This is a genomic window from Lactobacillus sp. B4026 (genome assembly GCF_026535825.1).
GTDB lineage: Bacteria > Bacillota > Bacilli > Lactobacillales > Lactobacillaceae > Lactobacillus > Lactobacillus panisapium.
In genome coordinates this window covers 48,534-62,288 of sequence record NZ_JAFNPD010000006.1, presented here as the reverse complement: position 1 = coordinate 62,288, position 13,755 = coordinate 48,534, and the positions used below count along the sequence as shown (strand labels likewise).

Here is a 13,755-nt window from a genome sequence, read left to right as displayed (position 1 = left end):
CAATTTAATGCCAACCATTAACCAATTGGTAAGAAAAGGCCGTCACTCAAAGACGACTAAATCAAAATCACCAGCCTTAAGCTACGGCTACAACAGTATGAAGAAAGAATTAGTATCAAACCCAGCACCACAAATGCGTGGAGTTGCAACTCGTGTTGGTACTATGACTCCAAAGAAGCCAAACTCAGCTTTACGTAAGTATGCTCGTGTTCGTCTTTCAAACTTAATTGAAGTTACTGCTTATATTCCAGGTGAAGGCCACAACTTACAAGAACACTCCGTTGTTTTAATTCGTGGTGGTCGTGTAAAGGACCTTCCTGGTGTACGTTACCACATCATCCGTGGTGCACTTGATACTGCCGGTGTTGACGGCAGAAAGCAAGGCCGTTCTAAGTACGGTGCCAAGAAAGATTAAGGAGGAGTTAAATAATGCCTAGAAAAGGACACGTAACTAAAAGAGATATTTTAGCGGATCCAGTTTACAATTCAAAGCTTGTTACTAAGTTGATCAACCACTTGATGCTTGATGGTAAGAGAGCTAAGGCATCTTCAATCCTTTATGATGCTTTTGACATCGTGAAAGAAAAGACTGGTAAGGAACCACTTGAAGTCTTTGAAGAAGCTATGAACAACATTATGCCAGTTTTGGAAGTTAGAGCTCGCCGTATCGGTGGTTCAAACTACCAAATTCCAGTTGAAGTTCGTCCAGAAAGAAGAACTACTTTGGGCTTAAGATGGCTTGTTTCATATGCTCGTTTACGTAATGAGCACACAATGGATGAGCGTTTAGCTAACGAAATCATTGATGCTTCTAACAACACTGGTTCAGCAGTTAAGAAGCGTGAAGATGTACACCGTATGGCTGAAGCTAACCGTGCATTTGCTCACTATCGTTTCTAATTTTTTAAGGAGAGAAATAATTTATGGCTAATAAGCGTGAATTTCCATTAGAAAAAACACGTAATATTGGTATCATGGCCCACATTGATGCGGGTAAGACTACCACTACTGAGCGTATTCTTTACTATACTGGTAAGATTCATAAAATCGGTGAAACCCACGAGGGTGACTCACAGATGGACTGGATGGACGAAGAAAAAGAACGTGGTATTACCATTACGTCAGCTGCTACTACAGCTCAATGGAATGACTACAGAATTAACATCATTGATACACCAGGACACGTTGACTTCACAATCGAAGTTGAACGTTCACTCCGTGTTCTTGATGGTGCCGTAACTGTTCTTGATGCTCAAGCAGGTGTAGAGCCACAGACTGAAAATGTTTGGCGCCAAGCTGAAACTTACGGTGTTCCTCGAATTGTTTTTGTTAACAAGATGGACAAGATTGGTGCAGATTTTGATAAGTCTGTTAAATCTTTACATGAACGTTTAAACGCCAATGCTTTAGCTGTTCAAATGCCAATTGGTTCTGCTGATACCTTTGAAGGTGTTATCGACTTGATCAACATGGTTGCCGATGTTTACGATGAAGACAAACTTGGTTCAAAATGGGACACTATTCCAGTTCCTGACGAATACAAGGAAGAAGCAGAAAAGCGTCGTAACGACTTAATTGAACAAGTTGCAGACGTTGACGATGACATTATGGAAAAATACCTAAACGGTGATGAAATTTCCATTGATGAATTAAAAGCTGCTATCCGTAAAGCAACTTTGGAATTGAAGGCATTCCCAGTATTTGCTGGTTCAGCTTTCAAGAACAAGGGTGTTCAAATGATGCTTGATGGTGTTGTTGATTACCTACCATCACCATTAGATGTTAAGCCTTATGTTGCTCATGATCCTAAGTCTGGCGAAGAAGTTGAATTGATTGCCGGTGACGACAAGCCATTCTCAGCTCTAGCATTTAAGATCGCAACTGACCCATTCGTTGGTCGTTTAACTTATATCCGTGTTTACACTGGTTCTCTTGAATCAGGTTCATACGTATTGAATGCTTCTAAGAACAGTCGTGAACGTGTTGGTCGTTTGCTTCAAATGCACGCTAACTCAAGAAGCGAAATTTCAGAAGTATTTTCAGGTGATATCGCTGGTGCGATTGGTTTGAAGAACACTACAACTGGTGACTCATTAACTGATCCAGATCACCCATTAATTTTGGAAAGTTTGGAAGTTCCAGACCCAGTTATTCAAGTTTCAATCGAGCCAGAATCAAAGGCTGACCGTGACAAACTTGATGTTGCTTTGCAAAAGTTAACTGAAGAAGACCCAACTTTCAGAGCTGAAACTAATGCTGAAACTGGTCAAACTTTGATTTCCGGAATGGGTGAATTACACCTTCAAATCATGGTTGAACGTATGAAACGTGAATTCCACGTTGAAGCTAAGATCGGTGAACCACAAGTTGCTTACCGTGAAACCTTCACTAAACCTGCTAAGGCACAAGGTAAATTTGTTCGTCAATCAGGTGGTAAGGGTCAATACGGTGACGTTTGGATTGAATTCACACCAAACGAAAGAGGTAAAGGTTACGAATTTGAAGATGCCATCGTCGGTGGTGTTGTTCCTCGTGAATTTATCCCTTCAGTAGATGCTGGTTTGCAAGAATCAATGAAGAACGGTATCCTTGCTGGCTACCCATTAATCGATGTTAAGGCTAAGCTTTATGATGGTAGTTACCACGAAGTCGACTCTTCAGAAGCTGCCTTCAAGGTTGCTGCTTCACTTGCTTTGAGAAATGCAGCTCCTAAGGCTGGTGCTGTTATTCTTGAACCAATTATGAAGGTACAAGTTATCACACCTGAAGAATACTTGGGTGATGTAATGGGTTCAATTACCGCTCGTCGTGGTACAATGGACAACATGGTTGACCGTTCAGGTGCTAAGGTCTTGAACTCAATGGTTCCACTTGCTGAAATGTTTGGTTACGCAACTACTTTGCGTTCATCAACTCAGGGACGTGGTACTTTCACAATGGTATTTGACCACTATGAAGCAACTCCTAAGTCAATTCAAGAAGAAATTATTAAGAGCCGTGGCGGCAACAACGCTGACTAGTTTTTAATAACTGATAATAAAATTAAACAACAATTTTAATCGAGCTATTGGTAAATCCGATAGCTCTTTTTTTATTTAAAAATGAGTCTATTAGCTACCATAAAAAATTAAGAATGGCATTGCTCAAATTCTAAGCAAAAAAATTTACAAAATATATTTGGTAGAGTAAATTTTTATTTTGCTATTGCTTGTTTTCAGAAAATCATGAAAAAATTAAAGAAAAAGTCCTAAAACCCTTGATATTTAGGCTTAAAGTAAGTATACTAGTTTTTGTGCGCTTAGGGCATAGTATGCTCTATTGCACATATTTGTTGTAAAGCGTTGATGCAAAAGGTTGCGGCACACCAGGCTGCATTGCCACAGAGGTGGCGCCGGGAATTTTTGCGGAAGCTAGTCATCTTTTAAAAGAAGACGTTGAGGAGGTAATTCAATGGCAAGTCAATCAATTCGTATCAGACTTAAGTCTTACGAACATGGTATTCTCGATGAATCGGCTGCTAAAATTGTAGAAACAGCTAAGAGAACTGGTGCTGAAATTTCAGGTCCAGTTCCTCTACCAACAGAACGGGTATTATTCACTGTTCTTCGTTCACCACACAAGAACAAGGACTCACGTGAACAGTTTGAAATGCGTACGCACAAGCGTTTAATCGATATTTTAAGCCCTACACCTAAAACTGTTGATTCTTTAATGAAGCTTGATCTACCAAGCGGCGTTGACATCGAAATCAAATTATAATTTTTAAAGAGAAAGAGGTGTAATCATGACCAAAGGAATCTTAGGAAGAAAAGTCGGTATGACTCAAGTCTTCACCAAAGATGGCATCCTTGTTCCTGTAACTGTTGTCGAAGCAACTCCTAACGTTGTTATGCAAGTTAAGACTGTTGAATCAGACGGTTACGAAGCAGTTCAATTGGGATACCAAGACAAGCGTGAAGTTTTGAGCAACAAACCAGAAAAAGGTCATGCTGCAAAAGCAAAGACTTCGCCTAAGCGCTTCATACGTGAAATCCGCGGAGTTGAGCTTAAGGACTACGAAGTCGGCTCAGAAGTTACTGTGGACACATTTAAGGAAGGTGACGTCGTAGACGTTACTGGTACTACAAGAGGTCATGGATACCAAGGTAACATTAAGCGTTGGGGCCAATCACGTGGACCTGAAACTCACGGATCAAGATACCACAGAGTTCCTGGTTCAATGGGTTCCATCATTAACCGTGTACCAAAGGGCAAGCGTTTGCCAGGTCACATGGGTATGAAGAAAGTTACCATTGAAAACTTAGTAATTGAAAAGGTTGTAGCTGACAAGAACGTATTACTTATCAAAGGTAATGTTCCAGGTGCTAAGAACTCATTAATTACTGTTAAATCTGCTGTTAAGAATAATAAATAGGAAGGAGGACTAGAATGGCTAATTTAAAAGTTATCGATCAAAAAGGTAAAGATGCTGGTGAAGTTACTTTAAAAGATGAAGTATTTGGTATTGAACCAAACGAGAGCGTTGTTTTCGATGCAATCATCAGACAAAGAGCTGGCAAGCGTCAAGGTACCTCAAAGGTTAAAAATAGATCTGCTGTTCGTGGTGGTGGTAAGAAGCCTTGGAAGCAAAAGGGTACAGGACGTGCTCGTCAAGGTTCAATCAGATCACCTCAATGGCGCGGCGGTGGTGTAGTCTTTGGACCAACTCCACGTTCTTACGCATACTCAATGCCAAGAAAGCAACGTCGTTTGGCTATCAAGTCAGTTCTTTCCCAAAAATTGATTGATCAAGATTTAATCGTTTTAGACCAGTTGACATTGTCAGCTCCTAAGACTAAAGAATTTAAGTCAATATTAGACAGCTTAAATATTGAAGGTAAAGTACTTGTTGTTTCAGAAGACAAGAATGTACAACTTTCAGCAAGAAACTTGCCAAAAGTTAAGGTTATTACAATTAACGGCTTAAACGTTGAAGATGTAGTAAATTACGACAAGTTAATCTTGACTAAAGACGCTATTGAGAAGATTGAAGAGAATGTTGAGGGGGCTTCGAAGAAATGAGTGCACATGATATCATTTTAAGACCTATCATTACTGAAAAGTCAACGAACTTAATGGATGATAAGAAGTACACTTTCAACGTGCTTTTAACTGCAACCAAGACTCAAGTTCGTAACGCTGTTGAAGAAATCTTTGATGTCAAAGTTAAGAAAGTTAATATCATGAATGTTCGTGGTAAAGACAAGCGTGTTGGCCGTTACACTGGTAAAACAGCTCGTAGCCGTAAAGCAATTGTCACTTTAACTGATGATTCAAACGACATTAAGATTTTCAAAGACGAAAATCAAGAAGAAAATAAGTAATAGGAGGTCAGTCAATTGGCTATTAAGATTTATAAGCCAACCACAAATGGTCGCCGTAATATGACTTCTTCCGACTTTGCTGAGATTACTAAGAGCAAGCCAGAACGTACCTTGCTTGAATCACAATCACACACTGCAGGTCGTAACTCATATGGTCATATTACAAGTAGACACCGTGGTGGTGGTCATAAGCAAAAGTACCGTATCATCGATTTCAAGCGTAACAAGGACAATGCAAAAGCTGTTGTTAAGGCTATCGAATACGATCCAAACAGAACTGCTAACATTGCACTTCTTCACTACACTGATGGTATCAAAGCTTACATTTTAGCTCCTAAAGGATTAAAAGTTGGCGATGTAGTTGAATCTGGTCCTAATGCAGACATTAAGCCAGGTAATGCTTTACCATTAAAGAACATTCCTACTGGTACTTCAATTCACAACATTGAATTAAGACCTGGTAAGGGTGGACAACTTGTCAGAAGTGCTGGTGCCAATGCTCAAGTTTTGGGTAGTGACGGTAAGTACACTTTAGTTAGACTTCAAAGTGGCGAAGTTCGTAAGATCTTGTCAACTTGTCGTGCAACTATTGGTGTTGTTGGTAACGAACAACACTCATTGATTCAATTAGGTAAGGCTGGCCGTAGCCGCTGGTTAGGCAGACGTCCACAATCACGTGGTTCTGTAATGAACCCTAACGATCACCCACATGGTGGTGGTGAAGGTAAGGCTCCAGTTGGTCGTCCACAACCTATGACTCCTTGGGGTAAGAAAGCTCGCGGTATCAAGACTAGAAATAGTAAGAGAGCTAGCGAGAAGTTAATTATTCGTCACCGTAAGGGTAACAAGTAATAGAAGGAGGGTTAATTAATGAGCCGTAGTATTAAAAAAGGGCCTTTTGCAGACGCATCTTTGCTAAAGAAAGTTGATGCACAAGCAGACACAGAGAAAAAACAGGTTATTAAAACCTGGTCACGTCGTTCAACTATTTTCCCTTCCTTCGTTGGTTTGACTATAGCTGTTTACGATGGTAGAAAACATGTTCCAGTTTACATTACTGAAGACATGGTTGGTCACAAGTTAGGTGAATTTGTTCCAACAAGAACTTTCCATGGACACAAGACATCTGACGATAAGGCAACTAAATAGAGGAAGGAGAAACACTTAAATGGCAGAACAAATTAGTTCAGCTAGGGCTGAAGCAAGAACTGTTCGTATTGCTCCAAGAAAAGCACGTTTAGTCGTTGACTTAATTCGCGGTAAAGACGTTGCAGAAGCATTAGCAATCTTGCAATTTACGCCTAGAGCTGCTTCCCCAATCGTTGAAAAAGTTTTACGCTCAGCAATCGCTAACGCGGAACACAACTACGATCTCGAAAGTGCTAACCTTTACGTATCAGAAGCATACGTAAACGAAGGTGCAACTTTAAAGAGATTTAGACCACGTGCCAAAGGTATGGCTTCTCCAATTAACAAGAGAACAAGTCATGTAGTTGTAGTAGTTTCAGAAAAGAACGATTAAGGGAGGTATATTAATGGGTCAGAAAATTAACCCAAATGGTTTTCGTCTCGGCGTAATTCGTGACTGGGAATCTAAATGGTATGCTGACAGAGGATACAAAGAAACCTTAAATGAAGACCTGAAGATCAGAAAATTCATTTCTAAGAAATTAAAGGATGCCTCTGTTTCTACTGTTGAAATTGAACGTGCAGCAAACAGAATCAACGTATCAATTAATACCTCAAAACCAGGTATGGTAATTGGTAAAGGTGGTTCTGAAGTTGAAGCTTTAAGAAAAGAATTAAATGCTTTGACTAACAAGCAAGTTCACGTTAACATTGTCGAAATTAAGAAACCAGATCTTGATGCTAAATTGGTGGCAGATAGTATTGCAAGTCAACTTGAAGCTCGTATTGCTTTTAGACGTGCAATGCGCCAAGCTACTCAAAGAACTATGCGTGCTGGTGCTAAAGGAATCAGAGTTCAAACTTCTGGTCGTTTAAACGGTGCTGACATGGCAAGAAGAGAATGGCATACTGAAGGTCGTGTTCCATTACAAACTTTAAGAGCTGACATTGACTATGCTTGGGTAAATGCCTTCACTACTTATGGTGAAATTGGTGTTCAAGTATGGATCAACCGTGGTGAAGTCTTACCTTCAAAGAGTAAGAAACCTGAAAAAGCTGTGAAGGGAGGAAACAAATAATGCCTCTAGTACCAAAAAGGGTAAAGCACCGTCGTGAATTCCGTGGTAAGATGCGTGGTGCTGCTAAGGGTGGCAAAACCATTGCCTTTGGTGAATATGGTTTACAAGCTCTTGAATCACACTGGATTACTAACCAACAAATCGAAGCTGCTCGTGTTGCGATGACTCGTTACATGAAGCGTGGTGGTAAAGTTTGGATTAGAATTTTCCCTCAAAAGTCATACACTGCTAAAGGTGTAGGTGTACGTATGGGTTCTGGTAAAGGTGCACCAGCCGGCTGGGTAGCTGTTGTTAAGAGAGAAAAGATTATGTTTGAAATTGGTGGCGTTAGCGAAGCAACTGCTCGTGAAGCTTTAAGACTTGCTTCAACTAAGTTACCAATTAAATGTAAGTTTGTGACTAAAAGTTCGGAAGTAGGTGGCAATTCTAATGAAGGCTAAAGATATCAGAGCACTAACCACTGATCAGATGTTGGACAAGGAAAAGCAATACAAAGAAGAACTCTTTAATTTGCGTTTTCAACAAGCAACGGGTCAATTAGAAAATACCGCTCGCCTAAGCAAAGTCCGCAAGAACATCGCTAGAATTAAAACAATTCTAAGTGAAGATGCATTGAAGAAAGATTAGTGGAAGGGAGTTATTAACTTGAGCGAATCAATCGAAAGAAATCGTCGTCACGTATATCAAGGTCGAGTAATTTCTGATAAGAATGACAAAACTATCACTGTTGTTGTTGATACTTACAAGAATCACCCTGTTTACAAGAAGCGTATCAAATATTCTAAGAAATATTACGCACAAGACGAAAAAAATGAAGCTAAAGTTGGCGATACTGTTCGTATCATGGAAACCCGTCCATTATCTCGTACAAAGCGCTTCCGTTTAGTAAAAATTGTCAAGAAATCTGTATAGTTTTGCGGATTTAGTGAGGGGAGGATTAAATAGTGATTCAAAATGAATCCCGTTTGAAGGTTGCTGATAACTCAGGTGCCAGAGAACTATTAGTTATTAGAGTCTTAGGTGGTTCAAGACGTAAGACTGGTAACATTGGTGACATCGTGGTTGCAACTGTTAAACAAGCAACACCAGGTGGCGTTGTCAAAAAAGGTGACGTTGTCAAAGCTGTCATTGTTAGAACAAAATCAGGCGCACGTCGTGAAGATGGTTCATACATCAAGTTTGATGAAAATGCCGGTGTAGTAATTAATGCAGATAAGAGCCCACGTGGTACTCGTATCTTTGGGCCTGTTGCACGTGAGCTGCGTGAGCACGACTTTATGAAGATCGTCTCTCTTGCTCCTGAAGTCTTATAATTAAGTGAGGTGCACTGATGTTTGTTAAAACTGGTGACAAAGTAAAAGTTATTGCCGGAAAAGACAAAGGTAAAGAAGGTACTGTTCTTTCTGTTAACGTTAAGAAAAACCGTGTGGTTGTTAAGGGCGTTAACACAATTAAGAAACACCAAAAGCCTTCGCAAACTAATGCAAATGGTGGTGTAGTTGAATCAGAAGGTTCAATTCACGCATCAAACGTAAAAGTTATTGCTAAGTCTGAAAGCAAAAAAGAAGAAACTAAGAAATAGGAAGGAGGACACAAATGGCAAATTATTTAGCTGAAGAATATAAAGAAAAAATTGTTCCTGCATTGCAAGAAAAGTTTGAATACAGCTCAGTTATGCAAGTACCTAAGATCGAAAAGATCGTTTTGAACATGGGTGTTGGTGACGCAGTTACTAACGCAAAGAACTTGGATGAAGCAGTCGAAGAATTAACTTTGATCTCAGGTCAAAAGCCTTTAGTAACAAAGGCTAAGAAATCAATCGCTAACTTCCGTTTACGTGAAGGTATGTCTATCGGTGCTAAGGTAACACTTAGAGGAGACAGAATGTATGATTTCTTGTACAAGTTAATTAGTGTTTCGCTTCCTCGGGTTCGTGACTTCCGCGGTGTTTCAAGCCGTTCATTCGATGGTCGTGGTAACTACACTTTAGGTATTAAGGAACAACTTATTTTCCCAGAAATTGACTTTGATAAGGTTAATCGGACAAGAGGTTTAGATGTTGTTATCGTTACTACTGCCAACACTGATGAAGAAGCTCGTGAGCTTTTAAGTCAATTTGGTATGCCGTTTGCAAAATAATGGAGGACACTAATGGCTAAAACATCACAAATAATTAGAAATCATCGTCCTGCTAAATTCTCTTCACGTGAATATACTCGTTGCGAGAGATGTGGTCGTCCACACTCCGTTTACCGTAAGTTTGGTTTATGCCGTATTTGCTTGAAGGATTTAGCTCACAAAGGTCAAATCCCAGGTCTTAAAAAGGCTAGTTGGTAATACGGTTAGGAGGATAGCATAAATGGTCATGACAGATCCGATCGCAGATTACTTGACTAGAATTAGAAATGCCAATATGGCAAAGCATAGTTCAGTTGAAATTCCTGCATCAAACATTAAAAAATCTATTTCAGAAATTTTGAAACGCGAAGGTTTCATCCGTGATTACGAAGTTACTGATGACAACAAACAGGGCATTATCAAGATTTTCTTGAAATATGGTCCAGACGGAGAACGTGTCATTTCAGGCTTAAAGCGTATTTCTAAGCCAGGTCTTAGAAATTACGTTAGTGCTGAAAACTTACCTAAAGTTCTTAATGGTTTAGGTATCGCCATCGTTTCAACTTCTGCTGGTGTAATTACCGATAAAGAAGCTAGACAAAAAGACGTCGGCGGCGAAGTTATCGCTTACGTTTGGTAATTCTGACAGAAAGGAGAACAATCAATGAGCCGTATTGGTTTAAAAACAATTGAAGTCCCAGATAGTGTCACAGTTACCAAGGATGGTGACAACATCACCGTTAAGGGACCAAAGGGTGAATTAACTAGATACTTCGATCCAAAGATTACTTTCAAGCAAGAAGATGGCAAGATTAACTTTTCACGTTCAAGTGAAAGTGATAAAGCACTTCACGGTACTGAAAGAGCTAACTTAGCATCAATGGTTGAAGGTGTAGTTAATGGCTACAAGAAGACTTTGAAGTTAATCGGTGTTGGTTACCGTGCAACAGCACAAGGCAACAAATTAACATTAAATGTTGGTTACTCACACCCAGTTGAAATGACTGCACCAGAAGGTGTTTCCGTAAAAGCTACTTCAGCAACTGATATTGAAGTAGAAGGGATTTCTAAGCAAAATGTTGGACAATTTGCTGCTGAAATCCGCGATGTACGTCCACCAGAGCCATACAAGGGTAAAGGTATTCGTTACACTGACGAATATGTACGTCGTAAGGAAGGTAAGACAGGTAAGTAATAAATAAATTTTTGAGGTGAAATTGTGATTTCAAAACCAGATAAAAATAAGTTACGCTTAAAGCGTCACAAACGTATTCGTGGCAAGATTTCTGGTACTGCTGAGCGCCCACGCTTAAGCGTTTTCCGTTCAAACAAAAACATCTACGCTCAATTAATTGATGACGTAGCGGGTGTAACGCTAGCAAGTGCCTCAACTTTGGATGATTCCGTAGCTAAGGATTCAACTAAGGTAGAACAAGCTCAAGCTGTAGGTAAGGCAATTGCCGAAGCAGCTAAAGCTAAGAACATTTCAAATGTTGTGTTCGATAGAAGTGGTTACCTATACCACGGCCGTATTTCAGCTTTGGCAGATGCCGCTCGTGAAAACGGATTAGATTTCTAGGGAAGGAGAATAATACATGGCAAACCGCAACGATTCTCGCAATAATCGCAGAAATAAAGACGACATCGAAGATCAGTTAGTAGCAATTAATCGTGTCACCAAGGTTGTCAAGGGTGGTCAACGAATGAGATTTGCTGCCTTGGTAATCGTTGGCGACAAAAAAGGTCGTGTAGGCTTTGGTACTGGTAAAGCTCAAGAAGTTCCAGAAGCAATCCGTAAGGCCGTTGAAGCTGGTAAGAAGAACATGATTACTGTTCCTAAGGTTGGTACTACCATTCCTCACGAAGTAATCGGTCACTATGGCTCAGGTAGCATCTTAATTAAACCTGCTCCAGCTGGTTCCGGAGTTGCTGCCGGTGGTGCCGTTCGTATCGTTATGGATATGGCTGGTATCGCTGATGTTACTTCTAAGTCACTTGGTTCAAACACTCCAATCAATGTTGTTCGTGCAACTATCGATGGGTTGAAGAAACTTAAGACCAGTGAACAAGTTGAAAAACTACGTCACGCTGATTTAGATTAGGGAGACAAAATAAATGACTGAATTAAAAGTTACTTTAATTAGAAGTGCTGCGCACCGTCTACCTAACCAACAAAAAGTTGTTAAAGCCTTAGGCTTAGGTAGAATCAATAGTACAGCTACTCTACCAGACAACGCTGCTACTCGTGGTGCATTGTTGAAAATTGCACATTTAATCTCTGTTGAAGAGATCAATAAATAATTAATTGAGGAGGTGCCGAATTAATGAAGCTTCATGAATTACATGCTGCTGAGGGTTCACGCAATACTAGAAAACGTGTTGGACGTGGTACTTCAAGTGGTTACGGAAAGACTTCTGGCCGTGGACAAAAGGGTCAATTAGCCCGTCAAGGTGGACACACTCGTTTAGGTTTTGAAGGTGGTCAAATGCCATTATTCAGAACTATGCCTAAGCGTGGTTTTAAGAACGTTAACCGTAAAGAATATGCAATTATTAATTTAGACGACTTAAACAAGTTTAAAGACAACGACGAAGTTACTGTTGCTAGTCTTAAAGAAAACGGCTTGGTAAAGAAAGAATTATCAGGCGTTAAGCTACTTGCTAAAGGTGAGCTAAAAGTTAAGTTAAACGTAAAGGTTAACAAGGTTTCCGCCGCTGCTAAAAAAGCAGTTGAAGCTGCAGGCGGATCTGTTGAGGTGATCTAATGTTTTCGACTTTGAAGAACGCCTTCAAGGATAAAGAAATTAGAAATAAGATTTATTTCACACTCTTTATTCTTTTGCTGTATCGCATTGGAGCTAACATTACTGTTCCAGGTGTCAATGCAAAAGCGATTACTCAAGTCGCACAAACTGGTTTAGTTCCAATGCTGGACACTGTTTCCGGTGGTGGGCTAGATAATTACTCGATTTTTTCACTTGGTGTTTCGCCCTTCATTACTGCGCAAATTGTTATCCAATTGTTGCAAATGGACATTGTTCCTACTTTAGTGGAATGGGGCAAGCAGGGTGAAGTTGGTCGTCGTAAGACCAATCAAGCTACAAGATGGCTTGCATTATTTGTCGCATTTTTTCAAAGCATTGGAATCACGCTTGGTTTTAACGCTTTGACTGAAATGGGATTGGTTAAATCCCAAACGTGGCAATCATACTGTGAAATTGCAATCATTATGACTGCAGGTACGATGCTGTTGACTTGGCTTGGTGATGAAATTACCGATAAAGGTTTAGGTAACGGCGTTTCAGTAATTATTTTTGCCGGTATTATTGCTCGACTTCCACGCGGTCTTTGGCAGTTATATAAAGATGAAGTGATCAATAATAGTGCGAGTGATCGTTGGCAAGGAATTGTGTTCTTCATTGCGATTCTCATTGCAATACTCATCGTAACGCAAATAGTTACTTGGGTTGAACAGGCTGATCGCCGTATTCCAATCCAATACACTAGACGAGCAACTACTAGTGGCTCAGAAAGTTTCTTACCATTAAAAGTTAATGTCTCAGGTGTGATTCCAGTAATTTTCGCTAGTTCGTTTATTGTTACACCAGCTACAATTTTAATGGCCTTTCAAAGAACTCAAGGCGACCAACAATGGTACAAGGTAATGACTAACATTTTTAGTATGCAGACTACAACTGGTGTTATCATTTATACTCTTTTGATTGTACTGTTTACCTTCTTTTATGCTTTTGTTCAGGTTAATCCTGAGAAGCTTGCAAAGAACTTGCAAAAACAAGGTGCTTACATTCCTAGTGTATGGCCGGGTAAGGATACGCAAAAATATGTTTCAAAGTTGTTAATTAGATTATCAACTGTTGGTTCAGTATTCTTGGGTTTGGTAGCTTTACTACCACAACTTGCTACTAATATTTGGGACTTACCGAGTTCAATTGGACTAGGTGGAACTAGTCTTTTGATCGTAATCGGAGTTGTCTTGGAGTTATCTCGTCAAATTAACGGTTTGTTAATGAAGAGAGAATATGTAGGATTCATCAGATAGGAACGAA

At 39.9% G+C, this 13,755-nt stretch carries 25 protein-coding genes; all 25 read left to right on the top strand.

Features of this window, described 5'->3' with window-relative positions; all coding sequences use genetic code 11:
- Window positions 1-7 precede the first annotated feature (7 nt).
- The 25 genes from rpsL to secY all read left to right on the top strand — a co-directional run bounded on the left by rpsL (window position 8) and on the right by secY (window position 13,748).
- Window positions 8-415, top strand: a complete 408-nt coding sequence (gene rpsL / locus J3U69_RS06325) for a 30S ribosomal protein S12 (protein WP_103752371.1) — start codon at window positions 8-10, stop codon at window positions 413-415.
- 14 nt (window positions 416-429) lie between these two features.
- Window positions 430-900 carry a 30S ribosomal protein S7 gene (rpsG, locus tag J3U69_RS06320; protein WP_103752372.1) on the top strand — a complete coding sequence of 157 codons (471 nt, stop codon included), beginning with the start codon at window positions 430-432 and terminating at the stop codon, window positions 898-900.
- Window positions 901-923: 23 nt separating this feature from the next.
- Entirely contained in the window at window positions 924-3,020 is a 2,097-nt protein-coding gene (fusA, locus tag J3U69_RS06315) for an elongation factor G (RefSeq protein WP_103752373.1), read from the top strand.
- A 430-nt stretch (window positions 3,021-3,450) separates the two neighbouring features.
- Complete coding sequence (gene rpsJ, locus J3U69_RS06310; protein ID WP_046307586.1) at window positions 3,451-3,759, top strand: 30S ribosomal protein S10; 309 nt, start codon at window positions 3,451-3,453, stop codon at window positions 3,757-3,759.
- A 25-nt stretch (window positions 3,760-3,784) separates the two neighbouring features.
- The gene (gene rplC, locus J3U69_RS06305) at window positions 3,785-4,414 is read left to right on the top strand and encodes a 50S ribosomal protein L3 (RefSeq protein WP_103752374.1); all 630 of its coding nucleotides are present in this window, start codon (window positions 3,785-3,787) and stop codon (window positions 4,412-4,414) included.
- Window positions 4,415-4,428: 14 nt separating this feature from the next.
- Window positions 4,429-5,061: a 50S ribosomal protein L4 gene (gene rplD / locus J3U69_RS06300; protein WP_103752375.1), complete on the top strand. Its 633-nt coding sequence runs from the start codon at window positions 4,429-4,431 to the stop codon at window positions 5,059-5,061.
- Window positions 5,058-5,363 (top strand): 50S ribosomal protein L23, encoded by a 306-nt coding sequence (gene rplW, locus J3U69_RS06295; protein WP_103752376.1) that lies wholly within the window; start codon window positions 5,058-5,060, stop codon window positions 5,361-5,363. Before rplD ends, rplW begins: the two co-directional genes overlap by 4 nt.
- A 15-nt stretch (window positions 5,364-5,378) precedes the next feature.
- Window positions 5,379-6,215, top strand: coding sequence for a 50S ribosomal protein L2 (rplB, locus tag J3U69_RS06290; protein ID WP_103752377.1), 837 nt, complete (start codon window positions 5,379-5,381; stop codon window positions 6,213-6,215).
- 18 nt (window positions 6,216-6,233) lie between these two features.
- Window positions 6,234-6,512, top strand: coding sequence for a 30S ribosomal protein S19 (gene rpsS, locus J3U69_RS06285; RefSeq protein ID WP_103752378.1), 279 nt, complete (start codon window positions 6,234-6,236; stop codon window positions 6,510-6,512).
- A gap of 19 nt (window positions 6,513-6,531) precedes the next feature.
- Window positions 6,532-6,885: a 50S ribosomal protein L22 gene (gene rplV, locus J3U69_RS06280; protein WP_038523752.1), complete on the top strand. Its 354-nt coding sequence runs from the start codon at window positions 6,532-6,534 to the stop codon at window positions 6,883-6,885.
- A 13-nt stretch (window positions 6,886-6,898) separates the two neighbouring features.
- Window positions 6,899-7,570, top strand: coding sequence for a 30S ribosomal protein S3 (gene rpsC, locus J3U69_RS06275; RefSeq protein ID WP_103752379.1), 672 nt, complete (start codon window positions 6,899-6,901; stop codon window positions 7,568-7,570).
- A complete protein-coding gene (gene rplP, locus J3U69_RS06270) occupies window positions 7,570-8,010 on the top strand; it encodes a 50S ribosomal protein L16 (protein WP_103752380.1) in 441 nt (146 codons plus the stop codon). The genes rpsC and rplP overlap by 1 nt, the downstream gene beginning before the upstream one ends.
- Window positions 8,000-8,197: a 50S ribosomal protein L29 gene (rpmC, locus tag J3U69_RS06265; RefSeq protein ID WP_103752381.1), complete on the top strand. Its 198-nt coding sequence runs from the start codon at window positions 8,000-8,002 to the stop codon at window positions 8,195-8,197. The genes rplP and rpmC overlap by 11 nt, the downstream gene beginning before the upstream one ends.
- A gap of 18 nt (window positions 8,198-8,215) precedes the next feature.
- Entirely contained in the window at window positions 8,216-8,482 is a 267-nt protein-coding gene (gene rpsQ, locus J3U69_RS06260; RefSeq protein ID WP_103752382.1) for a 30S ribosomal protein S17, read from the top strand.
- 32 nt (window positions 8,483-8,514) lie between these two features.
- The gene (rplN, locus tag J3U69_RS06255) at window positions 8,515-8,883 is read left to right on the top strand and encodes a 50S ribosomal protein L14 (RefSeq protein ID WP_034980437.1); all 369 of its coding nucleotides are present in this window, start codon (window positions 8,515-8,517) and stop codon (window positions 8,881-8,883) included.
- A gap of 17 nt (window positions 8,884-8,900) precedes the next feature.
- Window positions 8,901-9,152 (top strand): 50S ribosomal protein L24, encoded by a 252-nt coding sequence (gene rplX, locus J3U69_RS06250; protein WP_046307564.1) that lies wholly within the window; start codon window positions 8,901-8,903, stop codon window positions 9,150-9,152.
- 14 nt (window positions 9,153-9,166) lie between these two features.
- Complete coding sequence (rplE, locus tag J3U69_RS06245; RefSeq protein ID WP_103752383.1) at window positions 9,167-9,709, top strand: 50S ribosomal protein L5; 543 nt, start codon at window positions 9,167-9,169, stop codon at window positions 9,707-9,709.
- 12 nt (window positions 9,710-9,721) lie between these two features.
- Window positions 9,722-9,907, top strand: coding sequence for a type Z 30S ribosomal protein S14 (locus tag J3U69_RS06240; RefSeq protein WP_103752384.1), 186 nt, complete (start codon window positions 9,722-9,724; stop codon window positions 9,905-9,907).
- Between the two features lie 22 nt (window positions 9,908-9,929).
- Window positions 9,930-10,328 (top strand): 30S ribosomal protein S8, encoded by a 399-nt coding sequence (rpsH, locus tag J3U69_RS06235; protein WP_090092302.1) that lies wholly within the window; start codon window positions 9,930-9,932, stop codon window positions 10,326-10,328.
- Window positions 10,329-10,352: 24 nt separating this feature from the next.
- Complete coding sequence (rplF, locus tag J3U69_RS06230) at window positions 10,353-10,883, top strand: 50S ribosomal protein L6 (RefSeq protein ID WP_103752385.1); 531 nt, start codon at window positions 10,353-10,355, stop codon at window positions 10,881-10,883.
- Window positions 10,884-10,907: 24 nt separating this feature from the next.
- Entirely contained in the window at window positions 10,908-11,267 is a 360-nt protein-coding gene (gene rplR / locus J3U69_RS06225; protein ID WP_103752386.1) for a 50S ribosomal protein L18, read from the top strand.
- Between the two features lie 16 nt (window positions 11,268-11,283).
- Window positions 11,284-11,790: a 30S ribosomal protein S5 gene (rpsE, locus tag J3U69_RS06220; RefSeq protein ID WP_103752387.1), complete on the top strand. Its 507-nt coding sequence runs from the start codon at window positions 11,284-11,286 to the stop codon at window positions 11,788-11,790.
- A 13-nt stretch (window positions 11,791-11,803) separates the two neighbouring features.
- On the top strand, window positions 11,804-11,989 hold the full coding sequence (gene rpmD, locus J3U69_RS06215; RefSeq protein ID WP_103752388.1) for a 50S ribosomal protein L30: 186 nt from the start codon (window positions 11,804-11,806) through the stop codon (window positions 11,987-11,989).
- Window positions 11,990-12,012: 23 nt separating this feature from the next.
- Window positions 12,013-12,453, top strand: coding sequence for a 50S ribosomal protein L15 (gene rplO / locus J3U69_RS06210; protein WP_103752389.1), 441 nt, complete (start codon window positions 12,013-12,015; stop codon window positions 12,451-12,453).
- Complete coding sequence (gene secY, locus J3U69_RS06205) at window positions 12,453-13,748, top strand: preprotein translocase subunit SecY (RefSeq protein ID WP_103752390.1); 1,296 nt, start codon at window positions 12,453-12,455, stop codon at window positions 13,746-13,748. The genes rplO and secY overlap by 1 nt, the downstream gene beginning before the upstream one ends.
- Window positions 13,749-13,755: the final 7 nt, after the last annotated feature.

What these genes read in the sequence shown, in the direction of transcription:
- rpsJ (WP_046307586.1), top strand. Translation starts at nt 3,451, where the DNA reads ATGGCAAGTCAATCAATTCGTATCAGACTTAAGTCTTACGAACATGGT.
- rpmC (WP_103752381.1), top strand. Translation starts at nt 8,000, where the DNA reads ATGAAGGCTAAAGATATCAGAGCACTAACCACTGATCAGATGTTGGAC.
- rplE (WP_103752383.1), top strand. Translation starts at nt 9,167, where the DNA reads ATGGCAAATTATTTAGCTGAAGAATATAAAGAAAAAATTGTTCCTGCA.
- rplW (WP_103752376.1), top strand. Translation starts at nt 5,058, where the DNA reads ATGAGTGCACATGATATCATTTTAAGACCTATCATTACTGAAAAGTCA.
- rpsE (WP_103752387.1), top strand. Translation starts at nt 11,284, where the DNA reads ATGGCAAACCGCAACGATTCTCGCAATAATCGCAGAAATAAAGACGAC.
- rpsG (WP_103752372.1), top strand. Translation starts at nt 430, where the DNA reads ATGCCTAGAAAAGGACACGTAACTAAAAGAGATATTTTAGCGGATCCA.
- fusA (WP_103752373.1), top strand. Translation starts at nt 924, where the DNA reads ATGGCTAATAAGCGTGAATTTCCATTAGAAAAAACACGTAATATTGGT.
- rpmD (WP_103752388.1), top strand. Translation starts at nt 11,804, where the DNA reads ATGACTGAATTAAAAGTTACTTTAATTAGAAGTGCTGCGCACCGTCTA.
- rpsH (WP_090092302.1), top strand. Translation starts at nt 9,930, where the DNA reads ATGGTCATGACAGATCCGATCGCAGATTACTTGACTAGAATTAGAAAT.
- rplC (WP_103752374.1), top strand. Translation starts at nt 3,785, where the DNA reads ATGACCAAAGGAATCTTAGGAAGAAAAGTCGGTATGACTCAAGTCTTC.
- rplV (WP_038523752.1), top strand. Translation starts at nt 6,532, where the DNA reads ATGGCAGAACAAATTAGTTCAGCTAGGGCTGAAGCAAGAACTGTTCGT.
- rplD (WP_103752375.1), top strand. Translation starts at nt 4,429, where the DNA reads ATGGCTAATTTAAAAGTTATCGATCAAAAAGGTAAAGATGCTGGTGAA.
- rpsC (WP_103752379.1), top strand. Translation starts at nt 6,899, where the DNA reads ATGGGTCAGAAAATTAACCCAAATGGTTTTCGTCTCGGCGTAATTCGT.
- rplX (WP_046307564.1), top strand. Translation starts at nt 8,901, where the DNA reads ATGTTTGTTAAAACTGGTGACAAAGTAAAAGTTATTGCCGGAAAAGAC.
- rpsS (WP_103752378.1), top strand. Translation starts at nt 6,234, where the DNA reads ATGAGCCGTAGTATTAAAAAAGGGCCTTTTGCAGACGCATCTTTGCTA.
- rplF (WP_103752385.1), top strand. Translation starts at nt 10,353, where the DNA reads ATGAGCCGTATTGGTTTAAAAACAATTGAAGTCCCAGATAGTGTCACA.
- rplO (WP_103752389.1), top strand. Translation starts at nt 12,013, where the DNA reads ATGAAGCTTCATGAATTACATGCTGCTGAGGGTTCACGCAATACTAGA.
- rpsL (WP_103752371.1), top strand. Translation starts at nt 8, where the DNA reads ATGCCAACCATTAACCAATTGGTAAGAAAAGGCCGTCACTCAAAGACG.
- rplP (WP_103752380.1), top strand. Translation starts at nt 7,570, where the DNA reads ATGCCTCTAGTACCAAAAAGGGTAAAGCACCGTCGTGAATTCCGTGGT.
- secY (WP_103752390.1), top strand. Translation starts at nt 12,453, where the DNA reads ATGTTTTCGACTTTGAAGAACGCCTTCAAGGATAAAGAAATTAGAAAT.
- J3U69_RS06240 (WP_103752384.1), top strand. Translation starts at nt 9,722, where the DNA reads ATGGCTAAAACATCACAAATAATTAGAAATCATCGTCCTGCTAAATTC.